Annotated in this window: 26 protein-coding genes and 1 tRNA gene; 17 read left to right on the top strand and 10 right to left on the bottom strand. The window is 58.2% G+C overall.

Features of this window, described 5'->3' with window-relative positions; genetic code table 11:
• Positions 1 to 47: 47 nt before the first annotated feature.
• On the bottom strand, positions 48 to 401 hold the full coding sequence (locus HME9302_RS13195; protein WP_181815629.1) for a hypothetical protein: 354 nt from the start codon (positions 399 to 401) through the stop codon (positions 48 to 50).
• Between the two features lie 1,010 nt (positions 402 to 1,411).
• On the opposite strand from HME9302_RS13195, the gene HME9302_RS00410 reads away from it, so the two are divergent.
• From HME9302_RS00410 to HME9302_RS00375, 8 genes are read left to right on the top strand one after another with little or no spacing between them, the layout of a single operon-like run.
• Positions 1,412 to 1,699: a VirB3 family type IV secretion system protein gene (locus HME9302_RS00410; RefSeq protein ID WP_115365364.1), complete on the top strand. Its 288-nt coding sequence runs from the start codon at positions 1,412 to 1,414 to the stop codon at positions 1,697 to 1,699.
• Positions 1,678 to 4,053 carry a VirB4 family type IV secretion/conjugal transfer ATPase gene (locus HME9302_RS00405; protein ID WP_115365363.1) on the top strand — a complete coding sequence of 792 codons (2,376 nt, stop codon included), beginning with the start codon at positions 1,678 to 1,680 and terminating at the stop codon, positions 4,051 to 4,053. Before HME9302_RS00410 ends, HME9302_RS00405 begins: the two co-directional genes overlap by 22 nt.
• A 3-nt stretch (positions 4,054 to 4,056) precedes the next feature.
• The gene (locus HME9302_RS00400; RefSeq protein ID WP_115365362.1) at positions 4,057 to 5,262 is read left to right on the top strand and encodes a type IV secretion system protein; all 1,206 of its coding nucleotides are present in this window, start codon (positions 4,057 to 4,059) and stop codon (positions 5,260 to 5,262) included.
• Positions 5,259 to 6,014 carry a VirB8 family type IV secretion system protein gene (locus HME9302_RS00395; protein ID WP_115365361.1) on the top strand — a complete coding sequence of 252 codons (756 nt, stop codon included), beginning with the start codon at positions 5,259 to 5,261 and terminating at the stop codon, positions 6,012 to 6,014. Before HME9302_RS00400 ends, HME9302_RS00395 begins: the two co-directional genes overlap by 4 nt.
• Positions 6,011 to 6,397, top strand: coding sequence for a TrbG/VirB9 family P-type conjugative transfer protein (locus HME9302_RS00390; RefSeq protein ID WP_230079800.1), 387 nt, complete (start codon positions 6,011 to 6,013; stop codon positions 6,395 to 6,397). The genes HME9302_RS00395 and HME9302_RS00390 overlap by 4 nt, the downstream gene beginning before the upstream one ends.
• A complete protein-coding gene (locus tag HME9302_RS00385) occupies positions 6,394 to 7,455 on the top strand; it encodes a TrbI/VirB10 family protein (protein ID WP_115365359.1) in 1,062 nt (353 codons plus the stop codon). The genes HME9302_RS00390 and HME9302_RS00385 overlap by 4 nt, the downstream gene beginning before the upstream one ends.
• On the top strand, positions 7,455 to 8,426 hold the full coding sequence (gene virB11, locus HME9302_RS00380) for a P-type DNA transfer ATPase VirB11 (protein ID WP_115365358.1): 972 nt from the start codon (positions 7,455 to 7,457) through the stop codon (positions 8,424 to 8,426). Before HME9302_RS00385 ends, virB11 begins: the two co-directional genes overlap by 1 nt.
• 10 nt (positions 8,427 to 8,436) lie before the next feature.
• Positions 8,437 to 8,802: a TrbC/VirB2 family protein gene (locus tag HME9302_RS00375; RefSeq protein ID WP_115365357.1), complete on the top strand. Its 366-nt coding sequence runs from the start codon at positions 8,437 to 8,439 to the stop codon at positions 8,800 to 8,802.
• 16 nt (positions 8,803 to 8,818) lie between these two features.
• Here HME9302_RS00375 and HME9302_RS00370 read toward each other — a convergent pair whose 3' ends face one another.
• The 5 genes from HME9302_RS00370 to HME9302_RS00345 all read right to left on the bottom strand — a co-directional run bounded on the left by HME9302_RS00370 (position 8,819) and on the right by HME9302_RS00345 (position 14,080).
• Positions 8,819 to 9,046, bottom strand: coding sequence for a TrbC/VirB2 family protein (locus HME9302_RS00370; RefSeq protein WP_115365356.1), 228 nt, complete (start codon positions 9,044 to 9,046; stop codon positions 8,819 to 8,821).
• A gap of 1,307 nt (positions 9,047 to 10,353) precedes the next feature.
• On the bottom strand, positions 10,354 to 10,920 hold the full coding sequence (locus HME9302_RS00360; RefSeq protein WP_230079799.1) for a PIN domain-containing protein: 567 nt from the start codon (positions 10,918 to 10,920) through the stop codon (positions 10,354 to 10,356).
• 31 nt (positions 10,921 to 10,951) lie between these two features.
• A complete protein-coding gene (locus HME9302_RS00355) occupies positions 10,952 to 12,139 on the bottom strand; it encodes a helix-turn-helix domain-containing protein (RefSeq protein ID WP_115365353.1) in 1,188 nt (395 codons plus the stop codon).
• Positions 12,132 to 13,505 carry a 7-cyano-7-deazaguanine synthase gene (locus tag HME9302_RS00350; protein WP_115365352.1) on the bottom strand — a complete coding sequence of 458 codons (1,374 nt, stop codon included), beginning with the start codon at positions 13,503 to 13,505 and terminating at the stop codon, positions 12,132 to 12,134. The genes HME9302_RS00355 and HME9302_RS00350 overlap by 8 nt, the downstream gene beginning before the upstream one ends.
• Positions 13,505 to 14,080 (bottom strand): hypothetical protein, encoded by a 576-nt coding sequence (locus tag HME9302_RS00345; protein WP_115365351.1) that lies wholly within the window; start codon positions 14,078 to 14,080, stop codon positions 13,505 to 13,507. The genes HME9302_RS00350 and HME9302_RS00345 overlap by 1 nt, the downstream gene beginning before the upstream one ends.
• Positions 14,081 to 14,442: 362 nt before the next feature.
• Here HME9302_RS00345 and dgt point away from each other — a divergent pair, with 362 nt between their 5' ends.
• The 5 genes from dgt to HME9302_RS00320 all read left to right on the top strand — a co-directional run bounded on the left by dgt (position 14,443) and on the right by HME9302_RS00320 (position 19,274).
• Positions 14,443 to 15,861: a dGTP triphosphohydrolase gene (gene dgt / locus HME9302_RS00340; protein WP_115365350.1), complete on the top strand. Its 1,419-nt coding sequence runs from the start codon at positions 14,443 to 14,445 to the stop codon at positions 15,859 to 15,861.
• 1 nt (position 15,862) lies between these two features.
• Positions 15,863 to 16,639: a hypothetical protein gene (locus HME9302_RS00335; RefSeq protein ID WP_115365349.1), complete on the top strand. Its 777-nt coding sequence runs from the start codon at positions 15,863 to 15,865 to the stop codon at positions 16,637 to 16,639.
• A 306-nt stretch (positions 16,640 to 16,945) separates the two neighbouring features.
• Entirely contained in the window at positions 16,946 to 17,215 is a 270-nt protein-coding gene (locus tag HME9302_RS00330) for a DUF3489 domain-containing protein (RefSeq protein ID WP_115365348.1), read from the top strand.
• Positions 17,215 to 17,640 (top strand): DUF2924 domain-containing protein, encoded by a 426-nt coding sequence (locus HME9302_RS00325; RefSeq protein ID WP_115365347.1) that lies wholly within the window; start codon positions 17,215 to 17,217, stop codon positions 17,638 to 17,640. The genes HME9302_RS00330 and HME9302_RS00325 overlap by 1 nt, the downstream gene beginning before the upstream one ends.
• Positions 17,637 to 19,274 (top strand): recombinase family protein, encoded by a 1,638-nt coding sequence (locus HME9302_RS00320; RefSeq protein WP_181815627.1) that lies wholly within the window; start codon positions 17,637 to 17,639, stop codon positions 19,272 to 19,274. Before HME9302_RS00325 ends, HME9302_RS00320 begins: the two co-directional genes overlap by 4 nt.
• A gap of 202 nt (positions 19,275 to 19,476) precedes the next feature.
• On the opposite strand, the gene HME9302_RS00315 is transcribed toward HME9302_RS00320, so the two are convergent.
• Positions 19,477 to 19,563, bottom strand: a tRNA-Leu gene (locus tag HME9302_RS00315).
• Between the two features lie 476 nt (positions 19,564 to 20,039).
• Positions 20,040 to 20,906 carry a zinc-ribbon domain-containing protein gene (locus HME9302_RS00310; protein WP_115365345.1) on the bottom strand — a complete coding sequence of 289 codons (867 nt, stop codon included), beginning with the start codon at positions 20,904 to 20,906 and terminating at the stop codon, positions 20,040 to 20,042.
• Between the two features lie 229 nt (positions 20,907 to 21,135).
• On the opposite strand from HME9302_RS00310, the gene ftsE reads away from it, so the two are divergent.
• From ftsE to HME9302_RS00290, 4 genes are read left to right on the top strand one after another with little or no spacing between them, the layout of a single operon-like run.
• Positions 21,136 to 21,861, top strand: a complete 726-nt coding sequence (gene ftsE, locus HME9302_RS00305; protein ID WP_115367355.1) for a cell division ATP-binding protein FtsE — start codon at positions 21,136 to 21,138, stop codon at positions 21,859 to 21,861.
• Positions 21,858 to 22,802 carry a cell division protein FtsX gene (locus HME9302_RS00300; RefSeq protein ID WP_115365344.1) on the top strand — a complete coding sequence of 315 codons (945 nt, stop codon included), beginning with the start codon at positions 21,858 to 21,860 and terminating at the stop codon, positions 22,800 to 22,802. The genes ftsE and HME9302_RS00300 overlap by 4 nt, the downstream gene beginning before the upstream one ends.
• Complete coding sequence (locus HME9302_RS00295; RefSeq protein ID WP_115365343.1) at positions 22,799 to 23,329, top strand: YdcF family protein; 531 nt, start codon at positions 22,799 to 22,801, stop codon at positions 23,327 to 23,329. Before HME9302_RS00300 ends, HME9302_RS00295 begins: the two co-directional genes overlap by 4 nt.
• A 16-nt stretch (positions 23,330 to 23,345) precedes the next feature.
• Positions 23,346 to 24,083, top strand: a complete 738-nt coding sequence (locus tag HME9302_RS00290) for a lysophospholipid acyltransferase family protein (RefSeq protein WP_115367354.1) — start codon at positions 23,346 to 23,348, stop codon at positions 24,081 to 24,083.
• On the opposite strand, the gene HME9302_RS00285 is transcribed toward HME9302_RS00290, so the two are convergent.
• Positions 24,080 to 24,991 (bottom strand): prephenate/arogenate dehydrogenase family protein, encoded by a 912-nt coding sequence (locus HME9302_RS00285; protein WP_115365342.1) that lies wholly within the window; start codon positions 24,989 to 24,991, stop codon positions 24,080 to 24,082. The two genes, HME9302_RS00290 and HME9302_RS00285, sit on opposite strands and share 4 nt — an antisense overlap.
• Positions 24,988 to 26,091 carry a pyridoxal phosphate-dependent aminotransferase gene (locus tag HME9302_RS00280; protein WP_115367353.1) on the bottom strand — a complete coding sequence of 368 codons (1,104 nt, stop codon included), beginning with the start codon at positions 26,089 to 26,091 and terminating at the stop codon, positions 24,988 to 24,990. The genes HME9302_RS00285 and HME9302_RS00280 overlap by 4 nt, the downstream gene beginning before the upstream one ends.
• Between the last annotated feature and the right edge of the window lie 15 nt (positions 26,092 to 26,106).

The raw sequence follows: 26,106 nt of genomic DNA, 5'->3' as shown, positions 1-26,106 counted from the left end.
TCTGGTCGCCATTCTTCGGTGCCCCCTTACCACCAGCCCACCTCCGCCTACCGCCGCACCCCGTCGATCGCGCCGAACTGTGCACCATCGCGTATGCCGAGCGCTTCGGTGAGCCTGGCGCGACTGTCGGTGTAGAGCTCAACCGTGTCCTTGGCGGGGCATATCGCGACATAGCCCGCAGGTGCATCGACGGTGTTGGCGCGGAAACTCTCCAAATGCACCATGACCCGATCGGCGGTTGCGCCTTGTGCGGAGTGTATGGTGCGGACCCATTTGGGCCGGATATGCCGGTCGGCGAGGCGGGAGAGGTCGAGGGCATCGTGCTTACCGTCCTCGCGCTCGACCGTGATGCCGCTCCGCTGCGGATCGATCCCGAACACGCTGGCGGTGTGGCCGTTCAATCGCCCCGCGCGCCGGTTGTTGCGGGTGAACTGGATGCTGTCGCCGATGCGCAGCTCCTGCTAGACCTCGACGAACCCTTCCGCCTGGTTGCCGCCCCATCTGGTAAGTGACCCTCCGATGCTCTTACCCTGCGGCGTGGCGAGCGAGATTGTGCCTGCCTCAGCGTCGATACTCTCGACGCGGTGAGCACGTCCCCTGCTCGGCTGCCGTCCACGACTGCCGCGCCATGACGTGACGATCTGGCCAAAGGAATAGCAGGCGCCATCGGAACCCTCGGCGCGGGTCAGGCCCAGCTGTCCAATGTGGTCGCAATGATCGCGTCCCCTCCCAGCGTGCCGTCACGGACCAGCTTGGCACGAATTGCACGGTGAGCCTCTGGCGTCCTTCGCCTGTAGAATTAAGCATGAAGGTCCGCTCGAGGACTGCGGGCGAGAGTCTAGAGAACTCCCTATTGATGATCTCATAGCGCAAATCATTGTCACCCTCCTCGACGATCCGCCCGCCGCCCTTGTCGATGGCGTCGATCGTTGACGCGCATCGCCTGCCAGAATCTTTTCGACCGTTTCCCTGGTGTGGGTGTTCGTTCGGCGCACGACCTAGTCGAGCGCTTGGGTGGGCATACCGCGCTCTAGGATTTGCGCGATTGCGCGGCCTGCTCTGCGCTGCCGAATTGGTACACGGTGCGCACTAGAACCAGGTGGTCGCTGTTTTTGCGACCAAGGAATACTAGCGCCTCCCCATCGTGGGGCAGAGAGCATCGAACCCTTATGCGCGATCCAAGCCACACATCCGCGCCCGCTGTCGTTGGCCTGATCGAGTAGCCATGCGGTCGCTTTGAAAGCAAACTGGCGCACGGCGGTCGAGGTGGTATAACGCGGAACGAGCGCCTGCTGATATTTATATCAGACGCGTCGAGATATCGCATTCCCTTAATCTGAAAGCGCAATGAATTACTTGCATTTAGTGCTCAAATGTTGAGGGTTGCCATTCAATTACAAAAAGAGGTGAGATGGCGAACGAACTACGCCGCGACAATCTGTTCACCGCGCTTACGCGGCCGCAGATGTTCGCGGGTGTGACCTATACCTTCTTCATCATCAATGCGGTCGTTGCGGTTGAGCTGTTCTTAATTTTCCAGAGTTGGTGGGTAACGCTCATTGCACTGCTATTGCACGGCATTGGAGCGTTGTTTTGTCTGCGTGAACCGCGCTTCTTCGACCTCTGGCTTACGAGAGTGCGCACTTGCCCCCGAGTTCGCAATCACGCTTTGTGGCAATGCAACTCCTACCGGCCCTAACACACGACCCGAAGGTCGTTGCGCGCGAAGCGCCTGCGGGTAAGCATTTACCCTATGCCCGGCATGTTGACGCACATACGATCGAAACACGCGATGGTTTGCTGTTGCAGACCATCCGTCTGGGCGGGCTACTGTTCGAAACCGCTGATAGCGATGAGTTGAACTACCGCGCCGAACTGCGCGATGCGATGTTACGGGCAATCGGCAACTCGCGATTTGCGATCTATCATCATGTTGTGCGCCGACGGGCGGACGCCGATATCGATGCGGTTTATCCTGATGATTTCTCGCAAACTTTGGACGACAGATGGAACGACCGGCTTGGTCGTCGTCAGCTTTATGTGAACGAGCTGTTCCTCACTTTAGTGCGTCGCCCGTTGCAGGGCCGGATCGGTATTTTCGACCGATTCCGCAGCTGGTTCGCCCGGTCGACCAAGCGCAATGCTGCCGCCATGACAGGCGAACTGAGGGCGCTGGACAGCGCGCGCGAAGCCTTGATGGCGTCGCTTGGCCAGTATGACCCGCACCTCCTTTCCACCTATGACGATAAAAGCGGTGAACGCTCCGAGCAACTCGAATTTCTGTCATGGTTGTTTAACGGAGATATGCGCCCGGTGCTGATCCCGCATGGCGATTTGGGACATCATCTCCCGGCGCGCCGGATCAGCTTTGGCCAGAATGCTGTGGAGCTGGCGCCTGCCGGACCACTGGAGCGGCGATTTGCCGCCTTGGTTTCCATTAAGGATTGGCCATCGCAAACCATGCCTGGCATGTTCGACGAGCTTTGCCGCATGCCGTTCGAAATGAATATCAGCCAGAGTTTTGCGTTCGTCGAACGGGGCAAGGCGCTTAGCCAGATGAACCTGGCTCTTCGCCGAATGCGCTCTGCCGAGGATGAGGCGGTATCGCTCCGCGATGAACTCGGTATCGCAAAGGACGAGGTGGCTGCCGGCCGCGCCGGGTTTGGCGAGCATCATACGACGATAGCCATTCATGCGGACGATTTGAAGTTGCTGGATAGTCACGCAGCCGAAGTCATCGCGCTGCTGGCTGACCTTGGCATTACTGCCGTGCGCGAGGATATCGCGCTCGAGCCGACCTACTGGGCGCAATTCCCTGGCAATTTCAAATACATTACCCGGCGCGGACTGGTTTCGACGACCAATTTTGCAGGGTTTGCGAGCCTGCACAATTTCCCGGTCGGCCGTCCGCATCGTAACCATTGGGGAGATGCAGTGACCCTGTTCGAGACGACCGCTGCCGGACCCTATTTCTTCAACTTCCACCAGAACGATCTGGGCAACTTTACCATCATTGGACCATCCGGCTCGGGCAAGACGGTGGTGCTCAATTTTTTGCTGGCGCAGGCGCGCAAATACAATCCGCGCATCATCTTCTTCGACAAGGATCGCGGCGCAGAGCTGTTTATTCGCGCGATTGGCGGAACCTATGACCGGCTGCGACCTGAAGCGGCGTCTGGTCTCAATCCGCTACAGCTGGGCGACACGCCGAACAATCGCCAGTTCCTGTTCGAATGGCTGACCCTGCTTTGCGGCGGCACCGACAGTGCGGAAGCCGATCAGATACAGGACGCGATCGAAACCAACTTCCTGCAACCGCGCGAGCGACGCCGCCTGCGCTATCTGGTGGAGCTGTTCCGCGGGGGCGACCGTCCAAAGTCGGGCGATCTCTATTCGAGACTTCGTTCCTGGTGGGGAGATGGAGAGCGCGCTTGGTTGTTTGATAACGCCGAGGACCAGACGGACCTTGCTGCAGAAACCATCGGGTTCGATATGACCGCGATCCTGGACGATCCGGTCGCGCGGACACCTGCGATGCTGTATTTTTTCCACCGGGTGGAAGAGCGGCTCGACGGATCGCCCGCCATCATCGTAATCGATGAAGGCTGGAAGGCGCTGGACGACGATGTGTTCGTGCGCCGGATCAAGGATTGGGAGAAGACCATCCGTAAGCGCAACGGGATCGTGGGTTTTGCCACGCAAAGCGCGCAAGATGCGCTGGAAAGCCGCATCGCCAGCGCCATCATAGAACAGGCTGCAACGCAGATATTCATGATCAACCCAAAGGCGCGTGCCGAGGATTATATCAACGGCTTCGGCCTTTCGCGTCACGAATACGATCTGGTGCGAACGCTACCCGACAATTCACATTGTTTTCTCATCCGGCACGGCAATGATAGCGTGGTTGCCCGGCTCGATCTGACCGGCGAGAAAGATCTGCTCACCATCCTCTCGGGGCGCGAAAGCTCCGTTCGTCTGTTCGATGAACTTGCAAAAGAACATGGAACCGATCCAGCGAAGTGGATGGGCCCGCTGCTTGGAAAGGCGGCCTGAGGTTTGGCCTGTCCAGCGATCCTTACCGGCGACGATTTTCTTGTTCGCGTGCTGGGACATATCGACTGTCAGGCTCAGTTGATCGGCAGCTATGGCTGGCAGGCGCTCGGCCAACCCGGATCGCTCACATCGATTGTCATGACCGGACTTCTCACACTGTTTGTAGCACTGTTCGGTATCAGATTGCTGTTCGGACCAGCTCCCGGTGCGCGCGACGTAGTGTCTGACGTTATCAAGATCGGTATCGTGCTTACGCTCGCTTTTTCCTGGCCGGCGTTTCGGACAGTCATTCATGATGTGGTGCTGGACGGTCCGGCCGAGATTGCACGGGCTGCCGGGTCACCGGTGATGCCAGGCGAAGGAGTTTCGTTCGCGCGGCAACTTCAGGATGCTGACAATGCTATCGTGCGCCTGACCGAAGCCGGCACAGGACGGAATGTGGGCGCATTAGTCGATGATGCTGCACCGGGCGGAACATTCAAAGGCAGCGCGCTGGAAGACGAAAATTCGTTCGGATGGTCGCGGCTTGTCTATCTTGCAGGAATCTTCGGATCATTAGCACTTTTGAGAATAACAGCAGGAGTGCTCCTGGCCCTTGCTCCCCTTGCGGCAGGACTCCTGCTGTTCGAAGCCACGCGCGGCATCTTTTCCGGTTGGCTTCGCGGGCTTGTGCTCACATTACTTGCCTCGGTCGGTGTAACCATCGCCCTTGCTGCCCAACTTGCAATCATTGGGCCTTGGCTAGCGGATGCATTGCGTTTGCGAACCCTTGGTTATGCAACGCCGTCCGCTCCGATCGAGCTTTTCGCTCTGACGCTGGCCTTTGCGATCGTGCAGTTCGCCATGATTTGGCTACTGGCGAAGGTCGCTTTTACGCGCGGATGGATCACCTTGCCGGCGTTTCCCAATATTCGCGAGCGGCTTAGTCCGGCACCTGTCAATATTGCGCCGGAGCAACCGCAAGCACTTGCGGTAAGCCGCGTTCAACGTATCGCAGACAGTATGGAAACGCAGATCAGACGTGAGGAGCATTTGCGGACCGAGCGTACAGCCTTTCGTACACTTGGCAGTCGCAGCGATGGCGGTAGTGATACCGCTTCCTCCAATGGCCCGGTCGCCAGTGTTCCCCCAGAGCGCCTTGGCAGTTCATGGCGCCGAACATCACGTCGTAGCTCTGCGTCCGCTCAGCGGCGGGATGGTAAACCATGAACGCTCATCACAAAATTGATGGTGAGGAGGTGGTGATTGCAGATAGCTGGGCTACCAGTGTTACCGCTGATCTCGAGCGGTCATGCCGCATCGCATGGATCGTGGCAGGAATATCGGCAATCGCCGCGCTGCTGCTGGCACTTGCGATTGTGATCATGTTGCCTTTGAAAACGGTCGAGCCCTACACTTTGCTGGTCGACCGGCAGACAGGATATGTCGAGGAGCTTGCCCCGCTCGAACGTCAGGTTGTCTCCCCCGACGCAGCGCTGACCCGATCGTTTCTCGTGCAATATGTCATCGCGCGCGAGAGCTATGACACGGGCAGCATCCAGCGTGATTATCGCAAAGTCGCTCTTTGGTCCGAAGGCGATGCAAGGCAGCGCTATATCCGTCAGATGCAGCCGAACAATCCGGCGAGCCCGCTGTCCTACCTGCCGCGCAATGCGGCGCTGAATGTCGATATCAAAAGCGTGTCTTCACTGTCTGCCGACAGTTCGCTTGTCCGGTTCACAACGACCCGAACCGATCCCGGGGGGCAACCGCAAGACCCGCAACATTGGGCCGCTATCATTAACTATCGCTTTTCCGGAGCGGAGATGACCGCCGATGACCGCCTGCTCAACCCCTTGGGATTTCAGGTAACGCGCTATCGCAAGGATGCTGAAACGCTTCCCGACCCGCTCGTAATATCCGATCCGCTAGTGACACCAATATCGCGGCGTCCGCAACAAGAGCGGAGGCAGGACCAGTGAAACAATTGCTTCCCCTCTTGTTACTCGCGTCCTGCGCACCTCCGGTAGCTTCAGGCCAACTGGCACTGCCGATACTATCAGATACCAACAGCGGCCCTCAGAGCCTGAATGCACAGCAATGGGGTTATAGCGTCAAAGGTGACCGCGAAGTTCGTCCCGCAGCGATCGGCGATGACGGTTTTAAAACTCAGATCCAATATGCGCCGGGTCAAGCCTTACCCGCCGTTTTCGCTATTGGACCGGCAGGCGAAGAAGAAGTCGTCAATGGCTATATGCGCGGTGACTTTTTCGTCATCGACCGTGTCTACAACGAGCTGGTGTTTCGGATAGATCGCAAACGTGCCGTCGCTCGGCGTAGCGCTACTGCGAACGATACCCAATGACTGAGGCACTTCATACGGCCCAAACAGATGACGATGTGCGGCCCGTGATCGCTACTGGTAATGCGAACAATATCGGGCTTTGGATATTCTTGAGTACGCTACTTCTTGGAGGCGCTTTTCTATTTTCGGCCCTGGATGCCCGTCGCGGTGATGTGACCGCGCCAAGCACAATGGCAACCACCTCCGACACCAACTCCCGTATTTCTTCGCCGCCACCTTTGGCACTGCCTTATGACCAGCGCGATTACCTTGATAGTCGAGGAAACCTCCCTCGCGTCATAGGCAGGATCCCGATCGCCGTTCGGCCGGAACCGCCTGAACGCCTGCCAATCCCGTCGCCCGTTCAGCAAACCAGTGTGTCGCCTCAACAGGCGCAAGCTGACCCTCCGGTGTTTCAAGACTCATACAGACCGCTGCCTCTGGATACGGCCGAACGCGGTCAGCCTGTCGCAGGTCCGCCGCCTGTAAGTGACGAGGAAGGCGATCAAAACCGCGTTCGTGCCCGGCGGCTCGCAAACCCGTCAGTGACTGTTCCCCAGGGCACGGTAATCCCGGCCGTTCTAGAAACTGCAATCGATTCCACCCGCCCGGGCGGCGTCCGTGCGTTGGTTCAGCGCGACATTCATGCATTCGACGGCTCCAGAGTGCTTATTCAACGGGGAAGCAGACTGTATGGTGAATATGAAGCCGGCATCGATGCGGGGCAAAACCGCGCATTGATACGCTGGACACGGCTAATACGCCCTGACGGCGTAACAATCGCGCTCGACTCCCCCGCCTCAGACCCGCTTGGCCGCGCCGGCGTCAAGGGTAAGGTCGACAGCAAATTCTTCCAGCGGTTCGGCGGCGCATTGTTGCAGTCCGTGCTCGACATTGGTGTTGGAGTAGCAACACGCGAAGCGACCGACGGTGTTATCGTGGCGCTTCCCGGCAGCACACAAAACGTGACACCGCGCGTTACCACGCAAGAGATTCAGCGAACCCTGAAAATCCGGCATGGCACCAGCGTATCGGTGTTTGTCGCGCGCGATCTCGATTTCTCGACCGTTGAACTGTGATGGTGGAGGCCGGTTACTATCTCGACAGCTTCCTCGCGCCCCTAACGCCCTGGCTGGCACGGGCAGATATAACCGACATCTGGATTAACCGGCCCGGCGAAGTGTGGGTTGAAGCCATCGGTGGCGGAATCGAACGACATGACGAACCGCAGCTTACCGAGCAGCTACTGGGACGTCTTGCAAAGCAAATTGCAGCCTTTGGATCGCAAGGCCTGAGCCGTGCCAATCCCTTGCTGGCTGCATCGTTACCGGACGGGTCGCGGGTTCAGGTGGTAGGACCGCCAGCAACGCGCGCCGGGCATATCATCGCGATCCGGCGTCATGTAGCCTCCGAACTGTCGCTATCCGACTGGGAAGACGACCAGGCGTTCTCCAGCTTGGCATCAGGCGGGACAACCATCGACAATGAACGCAGCTGGCATACCGTCGGTAGTCGCAATGCCGCAGCAGTTCTGCGCGATGCCGTTCGGGAGCGGCGAAACATCATCGTTTCAGGCGGCACCTCGACCGGCAAGACCACCTTCTTAAACGCTCTTCTTGCAGAAATTCCGGCTGAAGAGCGGCTTATTACGATTGAGGATACAGAAGAACTTCGTATCAAACATGAGAATGCAGTCGGCTTGATCGCGGCACGCGGGGATTTGAGCGAAGCCGATGTAACCGCCGAAGACCTGCTGATCGCAGCGCTGCGTATGCGACCCGATCGGATTATTCTGGGCGAGTTACGGGGCCGCGAAGCATTCACATTCCTGCGCGCTGTAAACACCGGCCATCCCGGATCGATGACCACGATACACGCCGATACGCCGCAACGCGCTATCGAGCAGCTTGCGCTGCTGGTTTTGCAGACAGGCTCCAAATTATCACGTGATGATGTTCGCCACTATGTCCGAGAAAGCGTCGATTTGTTCGTTCAACTTGAGCGCCGGGACGGCAAACGCCGGGTTGCACAAATGTTGATGGCGCGATGAGAAGCGAACGATGACCTTACCGCTACGATCCCTGTTCGAACCCGCCGGTCAATCCTCGATTGGCGCGTCTGTAGATTGGCTGACCGGGACGCTGCTAGGCAGCCTCGCCATCGGTCTTTGTATCATTGCAGTCGCAGTCGTTGGTTTGACCATGCTGACCGGAAGACTGTCCTTGCGCGACGGCGCGCGGGTCGTTCTGGGCTGTTTCATTCTGCTTGGCGCGCCGATCATCGCAAACGGGTTCATGAAGGCCGGTACTGATATCGGTACCGCCCCCTCCCTACCAATGGACACTATGGTTGCTGCACCCATTAGGGATCTGCCTCCGGCCGACTACGATCCCTATGCCGGCGCGTCTCTGCGCGACGACCGTTAAAAGGTCGCCGTCGGTTTTAACCAACCCCGGACCGAATACCGGCCACGATCGAGGCAGCTCCGAACAGGATGAAACATCCCACGATGACTGTAGCACCGAACCGCCAGTTCATCCGGCCCGTCAGCATCATAAAGCCAACAGCAGCCACCGCCATTACGGCGACAACTGTGGCGACGGTCCCAAGCAACGTTCCCTGCAGCCATTCGACCGCATTCACCAATACGCCAGAGCCTTCCGGATCCATAATCGCCTTCCCCAATACCGATATTGCTGTGTATCGGCGGTTATGATGGAGAGCAATATCGTTTGAGTTACATAGATAAATGCACTCAAGCCCGACTTCGCAAAAAATCGGATTGAAACTTAGAATTAAAGCTTTGAGGTTGTGATAGGAGCTCTCAGTTGCAGAAACATTTCCGCTACGTAAGCGTAGAGCAATCACGGAGCTGCGCTGCAGATTATGAGCCTTCGCAGATTTCCTACCTTACCCTATTTGATATAGACAAGTAACATCTATTCCAGCGATGAATTAATAATAACCTATCTTGTCAACTCGAAGATAGGAGTACCCATGATAGAAGGTTCGCATTTCCATCCGATGCCCAACACGCGCCGATGTCATCAAAAACGGAAGCTCGAAAACTTGGTACGAATACTTGCCAAGAAATTCGTGCCGGTTAATAGATCGAACCGCCAACACCTGGTTGGCAGTTCGATCATAGACATCTACAGTTACAATTCGAGAATTATCAGCTGAATTATGAACGTCTACTAACATACGCCAGGTTGCCACTCGTGATCCGGTCGGTATTGAATCCGTGTAAGGTCCGTATGTGAGGTAGGACGAACTGGTATTGATGTTGGCTGCCCATCCATCGCCATCAGCATAACCAACCAGATGAGGTAGGGCCTCGGCCTCCCACGCTGCGGTAAACTGCTTTTGCACCGCAACGGCGGTGCGATTGTTCGCCTTATCGTAATTGTACCGAGAGTTTGCCCCCTGACCGTCGCTAACCGCTATCAGGCGCCCTAATGCATCATATTCATACGATATTACGCTTTGCGCCGACAGGCTGGTTGGCAGAACCAGCGAACCAGCTATCAAGATGGACCGTAGCTTCATAAGATAGCTGACCTCTTCCGCAGAGCCGATAGCATAGACAAGACATCCTACTTGGCAATCCAGTTTTAATCCTGGTCATGCGTTGTGATAAATTTCCGGACGCATTCGGGTTTCAGCGTTGATTATAAGAAATGCTCGGTAATCTTCAGGTGGTTTGTCAATCTGCAAACTTTTGGAAACGAAGCATGGAAGACGAAGAGTTTCAGCGGATGCTGAGGCTGGTAGGAGGCAGCGAAAGATGAACCCGTCGGGATGAAGCGCCGACATCAAATGTCATTTTCCAGTCGGCTTAGCATCTGTAATTGAAGCGCTTCGCATACCGTCAATTTTTGGGCCGTTAGCGGTCGGTCCGCTTTGGAAAGATGCACGCGAGAAATCTGCCCTCCCACTGACATGATCAATGACGGGTGAGCACACAAGAATACTGACTATGCGGACAACCAAAATTCCCTACGTTCTTTGAACCCCGGGAGACTGCTGCAGGTAATGGCGCGCTCAATTCCTATAAGCTGCACAACAGCGTCGCAGCGCTCTTCATCGATCCTCATCCGACCTTTTCGAAGGGCAAGATAAACGGCCTCGATGTACCCGTCACCGACAAGCTCGGACTGAGCCGCTGGATGCACCAGCAGGTCCAGCGACCAAGCGGGGGCTTGGCCGTTCATCAGGCTTTGGGCTCGGGCCCGACCCTTCCGCTCATCGATAATAGGCAGAAATCCCTGCGACACAGCCACTCCAATCGTGGCCGCTTCGCCGTCGTCTAGCGAACCCGGTGAGCTGATCATCATCTCGAAAAGACGAACCGCAGCATCATCCATCTCCACGACCTTGACGACATTCTCCGATATCAGGCGCTGGATGAACCCGTTCTCGCCGTTGGCGTAACTGGTTTCATGGTTGAGCTCTTCGACCACCGTTTCAGTCAGAATAATGTCGTTTGGGATGGCCCGAAGCACCTGTTCACCAAACGTACAAGCGTTCAGGTTGATCAGCACGCTCGTATCGGGGACTATTGGAGTTAGCTTATCAGAGAGGGAGCTTAAACAGGTCATCCGTTTCGCTCTCCTCAAGTTCCATTTGATCGAGCAGAGCGCGCAACTCAAGTCGCTTGATTTTAAGAAGCTCGGCCAATTGTCCTTCTGACATCAGATCGCGTTTCCAGGCGGTGTAAACCATGAAGCTCATGCGATGAGAAACGGGCCGGTCTGCATCACCTTTCGCGGGGTCGGACTTACTCGCGGCATCGCCCAACACTTCACGCACCTGTGCAAAAGTAATGCCACCATGGGCCTTCAGCTTGTCCCATGCACCCCGCTTAACAAGTCCGAGCTCTTCCAGCCTCCTCACACAGGCTTCGCGTGAAATGCGGAAGTGGTGCGCCTGTACGATGATTGGCCTGCGGGTAATCTCAGAGCCAGCTGTGAGCTGACGCCACGCCGCTTCAAAGCTCTTGCGCGGTGAGAGAAAGGCGCGCCCAAACGCGTGAGCATATCGCTCTTCGCGTGACTGAAACTTTTCATTTTCCTCCAGCACCTCTGGAGCCTGACGTGTGCCAACGAAATGCCCCAGCTCGTGAGCTGCGGATTGAATACGTCGCTCCAGAGGGAAATTTGCATTCAATAGAATGCACGCTCCCAAAGTCTGGTCGTAGGTGAAGAGCGCGTCCACCTTCGATCCCTTCGACAGGCGTCGCTGGTGGAGTCGGATGCCGAGATCCAACTCCATAAGGGTGAAGATATCGGCGATTGGGCCAGAGCCCAATCCGAGCCAGTCGCGCAGCTCCTGCGCGTGCTGTTCTGCCAATTCGACGACATCGCCAGTGTTGATGCCCCTTTCGGGCGGGTAATTCTTAGGCCGCTCAATGCCAAGAATGTTCTCTAGCTCAACTTCAGCTCGAACGAGATCATTCAGCAGTTGCACTGCCTCACTGGTATGCTCATCCTCGGTTTCACGAAGTCGGCGGAAGCGTGGCACAAGGTCAGTATGGACTGCCTCGCGGCGCAGCAGGGCATTCACTGATACCCCATAATGGTTCGCAAGCGCCTGAAGCTCTTGAATGCGAACCCGCCTATCCCCCTTTTCAATCGAAACGAGGGTGGGGCGAGACATGCCAATTACCTTGGCGGCTTCGTCCTGACGGATTTTTGCGCTTTCGCGGGCAAGGCGAAGGCGGCGACCAATCTCCTGTGCGGTCAGCTCGTTTAGATCAGCCATGGCAACCTCCCCTCGTCCATAGTTGCAGAAAACTCTTTTCGCCGTGGCCCTGCTCGAATGCGGCCCATTCTTTCGAATGTTGCACGAGCATGTCCCGAAGCTGCCTAGTCACGTCATCTACTGACGATCCGACGGCTTCAGCGATTTGGAATGCGTGAGGCTTCAGGGCGGTATCTGGCACACAGGCCAAATCGGCCAGTTGTTGCAGGTGCCGCGCGCCCATGTAGCCGTAATCGTAAAGGGTGTTGGTGGCCCTGAAGCTGTTTTGCTTCGGCAGGGCATCACTAAATCGTGCGGCCCGCAAATCGGCAATGGCATACTTCTCGGTCGGCTCTTCAACGCCGGCGGCGTGCAAGCTCATCCTGCGCAAGAGGCACGCCGCACAAATGCCGCATTGGCGTACTTTCCCTCCCACGCGCACATTGGCCCGTTGCTGCCAGCACGAACGGGTATCAATGACTTGTTGGGGCTTTATGCTAGGCTTCGCCAGAAATGCCGCGATGGTCTGGCCTTTGGTATGCCAGAGGCGCGGTTGTTCATAGGTCAGGTCGATGCCAAGCAACGCCCTTACGAAACGCTCCATCTTTCTGAAGAAAGTCGGGTGGTTCCTGTAGTCTGGATAGATGTTCAGCAGGGGGAGCAACACTGGCCCCAATGCGCCCTGACCACTTTCAGGCACAATGATCCGGCTGACATTTGACAGCTGCGAGGCGATTGCAGTCACCGCCGCAAATTTGAAACCGCGCGAACGGGCGCTGGTCTCTGGATTCGGCTTCACCTTCACATCAAAGGGCAGGCGATCGAACGGCCGTTCATCTTTGCGCAGGCGTTGCTTGAATTTCGACACACGCACGCTCACGGCAGTGTCATCCTCGTTGTAGAGACCCGAGACACTTAGCGAGTCCAAGCCTTCGCTGTACGCAATGGCGAACGCCTTTTGCTGGTTTGGAAATAGCGGGCCTTGTCGCGGCTTGCTTGTGGCTGCGCCCTCATGGCGCACGAAGCTGAAACGCCACTGGTCACCAGTCAGATGGCGCAGGGTATCGCAAAGACTTTTTTGAACTGTCGCATCTTGCCAGGTCGCAAGCTCAATCACGGGCACAGTCACATGAAAGTGCCGTGCCCAATGTGCATTGCCGCGTCCCCAGCGACGATCTGCAAATTCGACTGCCGCGCAGACAATCAGCAGGTCGTGGTGGATGTTGCTCCAGCCCTCATGGCAGTAGCTGTCAAAGATGTCCTTATCGCACTTAATCTCTGAGCCGATGGTCGCATAAACGCGCCCCTTCGCGCCTCGACGCGGAGCCGCTAGTCCCGCCTCAAGTATGGTTAGGTCGCGCTCAGAAATCTTAGAAAATTCAATCATCACAATGACAGTATTGGGTCATCGAGACCGGTTCTTTTTTTGGCGTCCTGCTTGAACGCGTTCTTGTCGCAGCTCTTCACGGCATCCTGGATGCGCGCACAGTCGAGGCTCTTCGAGACTTCGCCCAATCCTTCATTGAGACGGTCGAGCTGGTCTTTGTGCATCGGGCCTTCCCGGTGCGCCTCTAGCCCAGCTTCCTTAATACGGGTGAGCGTCTTGCCGATATTGGTTTCGACACACGAGTCCAAGGCCTTGTCGATTGCATCGCGAGAGTTGTCGCCATCGTGCAGCCTCATGGCGACTTCACGTTGGAGGTCATCCGAAAATTCCGACTTGTCGTACTTTTCGAAGATGCCCTTGATTGATCCCTTCGGATCAAGATCGAGCTGCCCGTCCTCGCCATAGCTTTGCAAGTCGCGGATCAGCCCGTCGTTTCCTGACAGAATGCCGTTGACGATGGCATGGCTGCCAAGAGCGCAACGAGTGTCATGATCTTCAGCCTCATTCTGCACAGCTTCCGCAAACCGCCTTGAGCGGCTGTCGAGCTTTAAGTTTTTGAATGGGCCATCGGTCATGACTTGCTCCTATGGCAGTTTATCATGTCAAAAATCTGACATTGTCAATTCTTTTACGTATTATCCTGACATTTTGTGATCGATATGGTTAGGTATAGAGCTTGGGTTGCCAGGGCGAGATGACCGTCGATGGAGTCAGGTGAGGCTGAACACTAACGTTACGCCAGTCATTGGGGCAGCTCTAGGGCTGCTTGTGTCTGATTCCCGGTCGAGAAAATGCGGACCTGGCATAGGTGATCTCCAAAAACTGTTCTACTTATGTTCAGGTCGGTGTAAGGTCAGATCGGAAAGTCGGCGCGATCTTGGAAATGCAAGCCTTGCGGCCTATTTGGACCGGGCAATATTGAGGGTGGTAAAACTGAATGGCAACGATCTGGTCTGATAGAAGAGTAGGTGAGCTGAACGAGGAACCGACAAAGCTGTCGCCTGAAGCGGTGAGGTCGCGTTTTCAACAGGATTATGACCGGTTGTTGTTCTCGACACCCGTACGTCGGCTGTCGGACAAGACCCAAGTTTGGCCGATGGATGACAATGACGGCGTGCGCACCCGGCTCACACATTCACACGAAGTTGCCAACTTGGCGCGCTCAATTGGCTCCCGCATCCACAATGCTAATGCAACGCTTTTCTTGGAAGCAGACCTATATCACGTGATCCAGCCGATGCTTACCGCGATAGGCCTGGCGCACGACCTTGGGAACCCGCCATTCGGACATCAGGGTGAGGCCGCCATCGGTCGATGGTTTGATCAGCGAAAGGAGTGGATTTTCACGAACCATGCCGAGGGTGGGCGCGGATTGCCGACCGCTATTCCCGATGATCTACACGCCGAGTTCTTAAAGTTCGATGGCAACCCGCAAACACTTAGGCTTATAACTAAGCTACAGACGAACATCGCGCATCTAGGGCTCGACCTTACCTCGGCAACGTTGAGCGCGGCAATCAAGTATCCGGTCGGCGCTGCAAATCGCGACAAAAAGAACCCGATCGCCAAGAAATATGGGTACTTTGAAGCAGAACGCACGCTCGTCGAACGTCTGCGGATGGAGACAGGACTTGCTGAGCGACAACGCCATCCGCTTACCTGGATAATGGAAGCCTGCGATGACATCGCCTATTCCGTCCTCGACGTCGATGACGCGATGAAGAAGGGCGTCATATCACCGGATGACGTGCTTGCGAGCCTCCGTGCCGATAAGAATACATGTGAGCATGCGGCGGTAACGAAGGTGCAGGCAAAGTTTGAAGAAGTCGAAAGTGCAGGCAGGCGTCCAGAACTCGCCCGTGATATCAAGATCGGATACCTACGCGCCTTTTTGATTGAAGCACTTATTGACCATGCCAGTGGCACCTTCGTCACCGCCGGGGAAGCGATTAAGGCTTTCTCGCACCAAACACCTCTGATGGACGACAGCGACTTGTGTGAGAAACTCAAGTCGCTCGCCCGGCAACATGCTTTTGGTAATCCAGGAGTTCTACGAATGGAGGCGAGCGGGGCGGAGGCGATCGACGGTCTGATGACTGCGTTCTGGGATGCAATCCACGACCGCCCGGCAGAAGACTTCGACGACATCCTGGCCCGCAGGTCCGGTGCGAAAAACAAGTATGTCTTCGCACTTATCAGCCAGAACTATCTTGAGGACGCTTCGCGCGCAGCGAACGCCAGCGGTATTGCTGCATCAATCCGCTATCGCGAACTGCGCCTTTTGACTGATATGCTCTCGGGTATGACCGACACGTTCACGATCAAGCTCTGGCAAGAGCTGAAAGGCATGCATTGAGGTGACAACGGCGGAAACACTGCCAAAGGTCAAGCGACGAGTCGACGACTATCTTTGGCGGGAGGACGGGCTTCCGATCCGTCGCCTGCGCGAAGTCTTTGCGACCCAATTCGAGCCGCTTGGTCCGGTGGCCATAATCGGCGGCTTGGTGCGAGATATTGCACGAAAGGGAAAGGTCGGCTTCCAGTCTGATATCGATCTAGTAATTGACGCTGAACCAGCAAGCGTTGCCGCGCTGGCTGCAAAGCTTGACGCGACGCCAAACCGCTTCGGGGGTTTCTCCTCGATCCATCCGCTCTGGAAGATAGATTTCTGGTCGCTGCCCAACACTTGGGCTGCGGCAGTAGGGCTGGCGCAAGTAAACACTCTGGCAGATCTAGTGAATACCACCTTCTTTGACTGCGACGCGATTTGTTACGAGCTGCAAAAGCGCAGGGTCCACGCAAAACCCGATTATCTCGAACGGTTGGCCGAGCGTATCATCGACATCAACTTGCTACCCAACCCCTCAATTGACGGCAACCTTTTGCGTGCTGCCCGGCGCATCCTACTCTGGAACTTCAGACCTGGCCCTGAGTTGTGCGAATTCATCGAACGCGAGCTGAATAATGAGTCGTTCGGTCGTATCGTCGCAACGGAGCAGGCAATCTATCAGAATGACGTTATTGGTACATTTAGCGGACCAAATGAGCTCACCGACTTTTTGCTAGGGGATGAAATGCCGGCCCAGTTTTTGGGCTTTGGCCAACAACTAGAATTGCCTGGTTTCAATGAGTAGGCTCTGCTTGACTACTGGTTGCTTTTTCAATTTCTGTTGAACTGGCCCTACGGGTCAATGTTGACTTGGCCGCCCCAGAACGTCAGCTAATGGTTGATCGCGTCGAATGATGAACGTCTCAAATTGGGGCGCATTTCAGCCATTCGCACAGCTCGGCACATTCCATTCGACTTCTCCCAATAACGAAGCATTGGTGTCGCTACTGAATCGCGGCTCAAAGGAGCCGCTGCTCCGGGCGCACTGAGCGATGCCGGACCATGGGTGGTGGGAACGGCATGGTGCTGCGCCCGCACAGGAGAACCACCCATGACAAAGACCAAAGAGAAGAAGCTGAACTCGAGCAAAGCAAACGCAAAACGCAAGACTAAAGCATCGATCGTAGAAGGCCTACTTGCGCGTGAGGACGGTGCGAGCCTAGATGCGATCGGTAAGTCGACCGGCTGGCAGACGCATAGCTCGCGGGCCTTTCTGACCGGTTTGCGAAAGAAGGGCTGCGAGTTAGTCCGGTATAAGGACGGCCAAGGCGCGTCGATCTACAAACTGACCTCGCGCAATGTCGATGAGGGAACATCCTGATGGCTGGTAAGAAGGTCGCGCTGCCAAGGGACGAGGACCTCTCACCAGCGAAGTTAAGGGAAGACTGGGCGCGTCGGTTCGGGGCGCCAAGTCCGAACATATCACCAAAATTACTGCTGCTGGGAGTAAGCTACAAGCTGCAAGAGCAACGGCTGGGCGGACTAAGCAGAGAAGCCCGATCTCTGCTGAGGCAGCACGCGAAGGCCAATTCAGCACAGACACCGTTGTCGCCGCCGCGCAAACTCACATCGGGAACTCAGCTGGTGCGTGACTGGCACGGTACTGGCCATACAGTCACTGTCTTAAACAAGGGCTTCGAGTATGATGGTAAAGAATGGCGCTCCCTAAGCGCGATTGCCAAGGCCATCACCGGCACGCACTGGAACGGTCCGCGCTTCTTCGGTCTGACGGAGCAGCGCCGATGAAACCCCTTCGCTGCGCCGTTTACACCCGCAAGTCCACCGAGGATGGGCTTGAGCAGGAGTTCAACAGCTTGCACGCCCAGCACGAGGCCTGCGAGGCGTACATCTTGAGCCAGCGCCATGAAGGATGGGCGCTGGTCGAACGAGCCTATGATGACGGAGGCTTCTCAGGTGGCAGCATGCAGCGTCCAGGGCTGCTTGCATTGATCGAAGACGTCGAAGCAGGTCTCGTCGACGTTATCGTGGTCTATAAGGTCGACAGGCTCACTCGCAGCCTCGCTGACTTTGCGAAAATCGTGGAACGGCTGGACGCTAAGGAAGCCAGCTTCGTATCGGTGACCCAAGCGTTCAACACTACCACCAGCATGGGGCGGCTGACGCTGAATGTGCTTTTGTCATTTGCCCAGTTCGAGCGGGAAGTGACCGGAGAGCGGATCAGGGATAAAATTGCAGCATCAAAGAAGAAAGGCCTGTGGATGGGCGGGCCAGTCCCACTTGGCTACAAGGTGATCGAAAGGAAGCTGGTACCGGTGCCAGAGGAAGCCGAGCGCGTAAGCATAATCATGCGTCGGTACATCGCATCGCGCTCCGCCAATGAACTGATCGCGCAGCTTAATGCCGAAGGCATTCGAACCAAGATCCAGCGCCGTACCAGTGGTCCACACAGAGGCGGTATCCCATTCAAGCGCGGCAGCCTGTTCCACCTGCTCAAAAATCCGATCTATCGGGGCAAGATCGTCCACAAGGGTACCGCCTATGAAGGCGAGCACCAACCGATTGTCGATGAGAAGCTTTGGAACACGGTGCAATCTAAACTGAACGAAAAGGCGCCGCCGCGCAAACGTCCGAAGAACGATACGCAAACTGCATTTCTACGTGGTCTACTCACCGATCCACAGGACCGACCAATGGTCCCAACTTATGCCACGAAAGGCAGCAGGCGGTATGCCTACTACGAGACCCGCAAGGATTTGGCACGGCCCGATGATTTTCCAGCAACCCGTATCAGGCAGGGCCAGCTTGAGCGTCATCTCATTGTACAGCTCACAGCGCTGCTGGAAGACGAGCATGTACTGCGCAGGCTATCCAAATTGACTGAGGCCAATCAGCTATTGGGTATGTTCGAGGCGGGGCGTGAACTGGCTGCACGGTTAGTTATCAGTGAACTGCGCCAGCCTACCATCGCCAAACTGATCATATCGATCCAGTTTGCTGACGACCATCTGGACATCTCTTTCGATCCAAGTGCTCTTGGTATCGAGGCAGCCAATTCGTGGCGCTGGAGCATCCCCGCCCCATCTTGCAAACCGTTTCGTGAAACCAGGCTGCGGATTGATCCGGCAGCCGAGCAGGCAGAGCTAGATCCTCAACTGATCCAACTGCTTGTCGATGCGAAGGGAGTCCAAGAGTTGGTACTGGGATCACCCGAGCTAAGCCTGAATCAAATTGGCAAACGAGAAGCGCGATGCCGCACCCAGCTTGCCAAGTACCTTCGCTTTTCATGGCTAAGTCCGAGGATCGTCGAAGCCATCCTCACTGGCGATCAGCCTACGGGTTTCAAGCGTACGCAACTCCTCAAGTGTGATCTGCCCACCGACTGGGGCGCGCAAGAGCAGCTTCTCGGATTCGCTACCTAATTGACTACATCCAGCCAGCAAGCATGGTGAAGCCTAGAAATCCGCTACAGAGAATATTGCGGGTTTCGCGGTTCTGGAGACCTCTCCTGCGTCAGTCTTAGGCTGCAGGGATTCAATCGCAGTCAACAAAGCCCGCCGACTTGCGCCGTCTTCGGCGAGATCTCGGAGAGACGGTAGGTATTTGGTTCACTTGAAGACTGCTTGGTGCGGTCGAGAAGACTCGAACTTCCACGGCCTTTCGGCCACAACGACCTCAACGTTGCGCGTCTACCAGTTCCGCCACGACCGCACATCGTACTGCTTCGGGTCCGCTTGTGTGCGGCCCCATCCGGTAGGCGCGCGCCACTAGCAAAGGGTTGCCGGCGCGGCAAGCGATCATCGTGCAGTTCGCAGCGAAGATACGGGTGCGTCCGGTTGGTACGGTGTCTGCTCTTACCTTCGGTCTGGTGTTTATCTCCTCCAACCGGCTGTCCCGCTGGGGGACGAGGATGGCATCACAGTTGCGCCATTGGTTACCAGCCTATCAACCATAATACATGGTTTCTGCTTTCGTTTTGCTAATCGCCGCCACGGCTGCACCTACGGCCCCTCGGCCAGATACGGCGCAGCCGCGTTCGACATCCGCCACTAAGGTAGTGCGCAAAGTCAGCGCTCGGGTATCAATCGTGCGCGGCGAGCGTGTCGGCTCCGGCTTTCGGTCCGTGACGACACACGCCCCGCACCGTACGGTGTCGCACGATGGGGCCGACACGATCTGGGTGGAATTCAGCTAGGGCTCCAGCCGATCTCGGCGAATTTCGCGGATTTCGGCACGTCTGTCACCGCCTCATTTACGGTCAAACTTTCGCCCGGTGCCAGGCGAGACTTCGTCGGTACCACTTTCCAGCTATAGACGATCCGGTCGCGAGCATCGCGCAGTACGATCAGGATGGCCGGCACGTTTTGCGTAGTGCGCCCGACATTGGTGACGGTCCCGCTGGCCCCGAAGAATTCGGTTCCATTGGGCAGCGTGCGCCGGTCCTGCTGGCCGGGCGGGAATTCCAGCACCAGGTCCGGCTCTTCCATGGCGAAGGTCGGGCGGCTGACCGGCACCCATTCGGGCAGGCCCCAGTAAGACACTGCCGCCACTACCCCTAACGCCAGCGCCGCGAACATGGCGGCTGCGGCAGTCCAGATTTTAAGCGGATTGCGCCGTCCGCGAAATGGCGGGGCATGATCGAATTGCGACCCGTAATCGATATCGTCGCGCTCGGTCGAAACGGCAGGCGATGCGCGTTCCACGACCGAGGGTTGCGAAACGGGCGCTGGCGGCGGTTCGGGGTTGCGCTCGGGTTCGGCCGCCACGGCAGGTTCCGCCTGCGCAGGCTGGGAACGGACGGGGGCGGCAGGAACGGATGATACGGAAGCAGGCGCCTCGTCGACCGGTACTGGCGGCGTGACCTGATCGGCTGGCGGCGTGGCCGGATCGGATCGCGCAGCGTGCTCTCCTACTTCATTCCGCAGCTCCAGTTCCGGCCCATCCTGGAACCAGCTATGTTTGCATTTGGCGCAGCGGACCGTACGCCCTTCCACGCCGACCGCGTCATCGGGAACGACATAACGCGTGGTGCAGGCGGGACAGGCGATTATCATGGTGAACGGGTCTTACGCACTGCGCCGAATCGCAACAAGGCCTTCGCCGGCGGCTAATCCACGCCTGAACGGCTTTTCATGGGACTCTGTGGCTTTTTTCCACACCGAACCGCCGCTATAGGCGGTAAACGATGTCCACTGTTCCTTTCCCGAAACCGGCCGGCAGATCGCGCCGATGAATGTTGAGGACAGCTTTGATACGGATATGGCGGTCGGTGGGAAGACCGACATGCGAAACCGGACGGGCGTGGTCAGCTTCGACAATGTCGGCCTACGCTACGGCACCGACCGCGAGGTGTTGAGCGATGTTTCGTTCAATCTCCATCCCGGCAGCTTCTATTTCCTCACCGGAGCAAGCGGCGCGGGCAAGACTTCGCTGCTCAAACTGCTTTACCTGGCGCAGCGTCCGTCGCGCGGCGTGATCCGGATGTTCGGCACCGATCTTGTCACTCTACCGCGCGCGCGCCTGCCCGCATTCCGGCGTCGGCTGGGCGTGGTGTTCCAGGATTTCCGGCTGGTCCCGCATCTGTCCGCCTATGACAATGTCGCATTGCCCTTGCGCGTTTCCGGTGTTCGGGAAGCCGAATTGGCAAAGCCCGTTTCCGATATGCTCGAATGGGTTGGACTGGATCATCGCAGCCATGCCCGCCCCGAAACGCTGTCGGGCGGCGAACAGCAACGCGTCGCCATTGCCCGCGCGGTGATCGGACGTCCCGATATGCTGGTTGCCGACGAACCCACCGGCAATGTCGATCCGGACATGGCGCTCAAACTGCTGCGCCTGTTCGAGGCGCTGAACCGGCTTGGCACTACGGTCGTCGTGGCGACTCACGATGTGCATTTGCTGAAAAAAGTACCCGATTCGCTCATAATGCGGCTCGATCGCGGGCGCCTGTCCGACCCGACGGGCGCGCTGCGCTATCCTCCGCGCCGCAGCGGGATGGAGGACACGTGAGCAAGCCGCCGGCCATTAAACGTGCCGTCGCACGCGGCTTCGCCACGTTTGGCGGGAAACGCGCCGCCGATCTGGTTCCGCAGGCACGGCTAGCAGGGCCGATGCCATGGGTAATCGCCATCATGGTGGCGCTGACCGTAATCGCTGCGGCAGGCGGCCTCACGCTTAGCAACCTTGTGAGCGAAGCGCGCACCGAACTGGCCAACGGTGCAACTGTACAGATCGTCGAAGCCAACCCTGCGGAACGCGACCGGCAATCCGCCGCTGCCGAAGCAGCCCTGGCGCTGCTGCCGGATGTCACGTCCATCCGCCGCGTGCCGGAACAGGAAATGCAGGACTTGCTCGAACCATGGCTGGGCGCTGGGATCGAGGGGGGAGCCGATGGAGCCACCGTGCCCGTACCCGCGCTAATAGATATTCGCCTGCGCAATACCGCTGACGATGCTTCGCTTGCGCGGGTCGTGTCTGCCCTCGGCCCGGTAGCGCCAGCCGCACGGGTCGATGCGCAGTCGAGCTGGCTTGCACCTGTTTTCGGCGCCATCGCTGCGCTGCAATGGTTGGCGCTGGCGCTCGTTGTCTTGCTGGCGCTGATCAGTGCTGCGGCGGTGTATCTCGCCGCGCGCAGCGCGCTGGGCAGCAATCGCGGTACGATCGAGGTCGTGCATCTGCTGGGCGGCACGGACAGCCAGATCGCACGCATTTTCCAACGCTCGATCGGCTTCGATGCAGTATTGGGCGGAGCGGTCGGGCTGGCTATCGGGCTGGGCGTGGTGCTGGTGCTGGGGGCGCAGTTCAGCGCGCTAGGATCGGGCATGACGCAGGGGGCAGGGCTCGGCTGGCTAGACTGGCTCGCGATCGCGCTGGTGCCGCTGGTGGCCGTCGGCATAGCGATGCTGACCGCGCGCGTGACTGTACTTACCGCGCTGCGGGGAATGCTATGATCCGGCGGCTTTTTGCTCTCATCCTGCTCGCTTGGGCGTTAGGCTTCCTGTGGTTCGCCTTTCTCTTGCCGCAACCGATGCCCGATGGCCGCACAGACGCGGTGATCGTGCCCACTGGCGGGGAGGGACGGATCGCGCGCGGACTGGAAGTGCTGGCGGACGGGCAAGCCGAAGCGATGCTGGTCACAGGCGTGGACCGCGAAGTGAAAGCAAATGAATTTGCAGCGCAGTTCGACGTCCCCGACGCCGCGATGGAATGCTGCGTCACGCTGGGTTTTGCCGCCGTCGACACCCGCTCCAACGCCGATGAAACCGCACGCTGGCTCGCAAAACACGAATATACTACGCTCCGGCTGGTGACGACCGACTGGCATATGCGCCGCGCGGCCGGGGAATTGCAGCGTACGCTGGGCAACGATATCACGGTGCAGCGCGATGCGGTGCCATCCAGCCCCAGCCTTGGCACACTGTTCCTCGAATATCACAAGCTCCTGGCCAGCACACTTGCGCGCTGGATCGGGCTGTGACGGTGGCGCGCCGGCGATGATTACACTCCTGCGCAATCTGTTGTTCTACCCGGTGTTCTACCTCGGGAGCTTACCCATCGTGTTAAGTGGTTTCCTCAGCCTGCCGGTCGGCCAGCCGGCGGTACGCGCGGCGACCCATGTCTGGACCGCGTGGCACCGCTGGTGCGTGCGTTGGTTGCTTGGGATCAAGGTCCGGGTGGAAGGCGAAATGCTGGACCGGCCCTGTATCTATGCAATGAAGCATGAAAGCTTCTTCGAAGCCATCGACGCGCCGCATCTGTTCCGCCTTCCCGCCCCGTTTGCGAAATCCGAACTGTTCGCCATTCCCGGCTGGGGCCGTGTTGCGAGGGCCTACGGGCTAGTGGAGGTTTCGCGGGCTGACGGGGCAAAGGCTCTACGCCGGATGATTGCAGAAGCGCGAAACCGTAGCCAGGCGGGCCGCCCGCTGGTGATTTTCCCCGAGGGGACTCGCAGTCCGCATGACCGCCGTGCACCATTGCAGCCGGGTTTCCTTGGCATTTACAAACTGCTCAGCCTGCCCGTCGTGCCGGTCTCGGTCGATAGCGGGCCGCTTTACCAGCCGGGGCTCAAACGCAGCGGCACGATCACCTATCGCTTCGGCGAGGTGATCGAACCGGGGCTTCCGCGCGACGAGGTTGAGCGGCTGGTGCAGGAAGGGATCAATGCGCTGGGCGAACAAGGGTTGCGCCCACCCGCGCAAAGTCCAACCACGCTGACGTCCCACGACGCTTAGACCTCTTTCGATCCCCGCCCAAAATCGGGTTTTGCCACATCCTGTCCCTGTTCCAGAATTGCCTGCCGGATCGCGCGCGTGCGGCTGAATATTTCCAACAGCCGGTCACCATCGCCGTCGCGAATGGCGCGCTGCATCGCGGTGAGGTCTTCTGTAAAGCGCCCCAGCATCTCCAGCACTGCATCGCGGTTGTTGAGGAACACGTCGCGCCACATCACCGGGTCGGACGCGGCAATGCGGGTGAAGTCGCGAAAACCCCCGGCGGAGTATTTGATAACCTCGCCCCGTGTCACGTCTTCCAGATCGGACGCGGTGCCCACAATAGTATAGGCGATCAGATGCGGAATATGGCTGGTCACCGCCAGCACCAGATCGTGGTGGTCGGGGTCCATCAGTTCCACCGTCGCGCCGAGCTCCTGCCAGAACAGCGTCAGCGCGCTCACCGCATCGGTATCCGCGTTTTTCGGCGGAGTAAGGATGCACCAACGCCCTTCGAAGAGGGTGGCGAAACCCGCGTCCGGTCCGCTGCGTTCCGTCCCGGCAACGGGATGGGCGGGTATTACGATGGCGTCGGGCAACGCTTCTTCCAACGCTGACACGACGGAGCGCTTGGAGGAGCCGACATCGCTGACGATCGCGCCCTCTTTCAGGCACCCGGCCAGCCCACGCGCTGCATCTCCCATCGCGCCCACCGGCACGCACAGGATCACCAGATCGGCGCTTGCGACGGCTTGGGCTGCCGTATCGCAAACCGCGCCCACCAGACCATTGGCAGTAGCTCTGCCGCGTACGTCGGCGTCAGCATCGAACCCTGTCGTGGTAACCTCGGATAACTTCTCCCGGATGGCCAGGCCGATGGAGCCGCCCAGCAAGCCCAGCCCGATGATCGCGACCGAGCGGATCGTCACGCCTTGCTTCCCACCAGTGCCGCGATCGTGTCGGCAATGGTATCCATCTGTTCCGCCGTGCCGATGGTGATTCTGAGCGCATGCGGCAGGCCCTGCCCGGGCAAATGGCGTACGGCGTATCCGGCCCCTGCGATGGCCTCCAGCGCATCCGCCGCGCTGACCGCGCCTTCGAACAGGACCATCACGAAATTGGCTTCGCTTGGCAAAGCGCGCAGCCCGTAATTGCCCAACGCTCCGATCCGTTCGGCGAAGCGTGCGCGTTCGGCGGCATTATGCGCGCGCGACCGTTCGACGAAGTCCGCGTCGTCGATTGCCGCTGTGGCGGCCGCTTGCCCGCTTTGCGTGACGTTGAACGGCCCACGAATGCGATTGAGCGTATCGATGAGGCCCGGCGCGCCGGTTGCCCAGCCCACCCGTTCGCCTGCGAGCCCGTGAATTTTCGAAAATGTGCGCGTGACCAGCACGTTGCGATGCGCCGCCGCAAGTTCCAGCCCGCCATCGTCTTCGTCCTGTGCCAGATATTCGGCATAGGCCTGATCCAGCACGAACAGCACGTCGGACGGCAGACCCGCGTGGAGCCGTTCCACTTCGGGGCGAGCCAGATAGCTGCCGGTCGGATTATTCGGATTGGCCAGAAAGACCACTTTGGTGGCGGGCGAAACCGCTGCCAGCATGGCATCGACATCCGCACCGTAATCCGCGTCCGCAACTTCCACCGGAGTGGCCCCGCAGCGCCGCGCCGCGATATCGTACACGGCGAAACTGTAGCGGCTGAACAGCACTTCGTCACCCACACCGGCGAAGCCCTGCGCCGCCAGATTGAGCAATTCGTCCGACCCCGTTCCGCACACGATCCGCGCCGCGTCGAGGCTGTGCCGGTTCGCAATCGCTTCGCGCAAAACGCGCGCATCGGGATCGGGATAGGCCGCCGGATCGCGCTGCTCGTCTAACGCCGCCCGCGCTGCATCGCAGCAGCCCAACGGGTTCTCGTTCGCCGATAGCTTGACCAGCGGCTGGCCATCCGCCGCGCTGGACTTGCCCGGCACATAGGCATGGATATCGGCGATCCACGGCTTGGGATTTGGGTGGGTGTCAGTCATGGCCACCGGTCCCTT

Source organism: Alteripontixanthobacter maritimus, assembly GCF_003340475.1.
Taxonomy (GTDB): Bacteria; Pseudomonadota; Alphaproteobacteria; order Sphingomonadales; family Sphingomonadaceae; genus Alteripontixanthobacter; species Alteripontixanthobacter maritimus.
The sequence above is the reverse complement of the archived record's forward strand: the minus strand, read 5'-3'. Positions and strand labels throughout refer to the sequence as shown.

What these genes read in the sequence shown, in the direction of transcription:
- HME9302_RS00345 (WP_115365351.1), bottom strand. Translation starts at nt 14,080, where the DNA reads ATGACCGATGGCCCATTCAAAAACTTAAAGCTCGACAGCCGCTCAAGG.
- HME9302_RS00310 (WP_115365345.1), bottom strand. Translation starts at nt 20,906, where the DNA reads ATGATAATCGCCTGTCCCGCCTGCACCACGCGTTATGTCGTTCCCGAT.
- HME9302_RS00410 (WP_115365364.1), top strand. Translation starts at nt 1,412, where the DNA reads ATGGCGAACGAACTACGCCGCGACAATCTGTTCACCGCGCTTACGCGG.
- HME9302_RS00375 (WP_115365357.1), top strand. Translation starts at nt 8,437, where the DNA reads ATGACCTTACCGCTACGATCCCTGTTCGAACCCGCCGGTCAATCCTCG.
- HME9302_RS00280 (WP_115367353.1), bottom strand. Translation starts at nt 26,091, where the DNA reads ATGACTGACACCCACCCAAATCCCAAGCCGTGGATCGCCGATATCCAT.
- HME9302_RS00290 (WP_115367354.1), top strand. Translation starts at nt 23,346, where the DNA reads ATGATTACACTCCTGCGCAATCTGTTGTTCTACCCGGTGTTCTACCTC.
- dgt (WP_115365350.1), top strand. Translation starts at nt 14,443, where the DNA reads ATGGCAACGATCTGGTCTGATAGAAGAGTAGGTGAGCTGAACGAGGAA.
- HME9302_RS00385 (WP_115365359.1), top strand. Translation starts at nt 6,394, where the DNA reads ATGACTGAGGCACTTCATACGGCCCAAACAGATGACGATGTGCGGCCC.
- HME9302_RS00405 (WP_115365363.1), top strand. Translation starts at nt 1,678, where the DNA reads ATGCAACTCCTACCGGCCCTAACACACGACCCGAAGGTCGTTGCGCGC.
- HME9302_RS00370 (WP_115365356.1), bottom strand. Translation starts at nt 9,046, where the DNA reads ATGGATCCGGAAGGCTCTGGCGTATTGGTGAATGCGGTCGAATGGCTG.
- HME9302_RS00320 (WP_181815627.1), top strand. Translation starts at nt 17,637, where the DNA reads ATGAAACCCCTTCGCTGCGCCGTTTACACCCGCAAGTCCACCGAGGAT.
- virB11 (WP_115365358.1), top strand. Translation starts at nt 7,455, where the DNA reads ATGGTGGAGGCCGGTTACTATCTCGACAGCTTCCTCGCGCCCCTAACG.
- ftsE (WP_115367355.1), top strand. Translation starts at nt 21,136, where the DNA reads ATGCGAAACCGGACGGGCGTGGTCAGCTTCGACAATGTCGGCCTACGC.
- HME9302_RS00395 (WP_115365361.1), top strand. Translation starts at nt 5,259, where the DNA reads ATGAACGCTCATCACAAAATTGATGGTGAGGAGGTGGTGATTGCAGAT.
- HME9302_RS00350 (WP_115365352.1), bottom strand. Translation starts at nt 13,505, where the DNA reads ATGATTGAATTTTCTAAGATTTCTGAGCGCGACCTAACCATACTTGAG.
- HME9302_RS00355 (WP_115365353.1), bottom strand. Translation starts at nt 12,139, where the DNA reads ATGGCTGATCTAAACGAGCTGACCGCACAGGAGATTGGTCGCCGCCTT.
- HME9302_RS00325 (WP_115365347.1), top strand. Translation starts at nt 17,215, where the DNA reads ATGGCTGGTAAGAAGGTCGCGCTGCCAAGGGACGAGGACCTCTCACCA.
- HME9302_RS00295 (WP_115365343.1), top strand. Translation starts at nt 22,799, where the DNA reads ATGATCCGGCGGCTTTTTGCTCTCATCCTGCTCGCTTGGGCGTTAGGC.
- HME9302_RS00330 (WP_115365348.1), top strand. Translation starts at nt 16,946, where the DNA reads ATGACAAAGACCAAAGAGAAGAAGCTGAACTCGAGCAAAGCAAACGCA.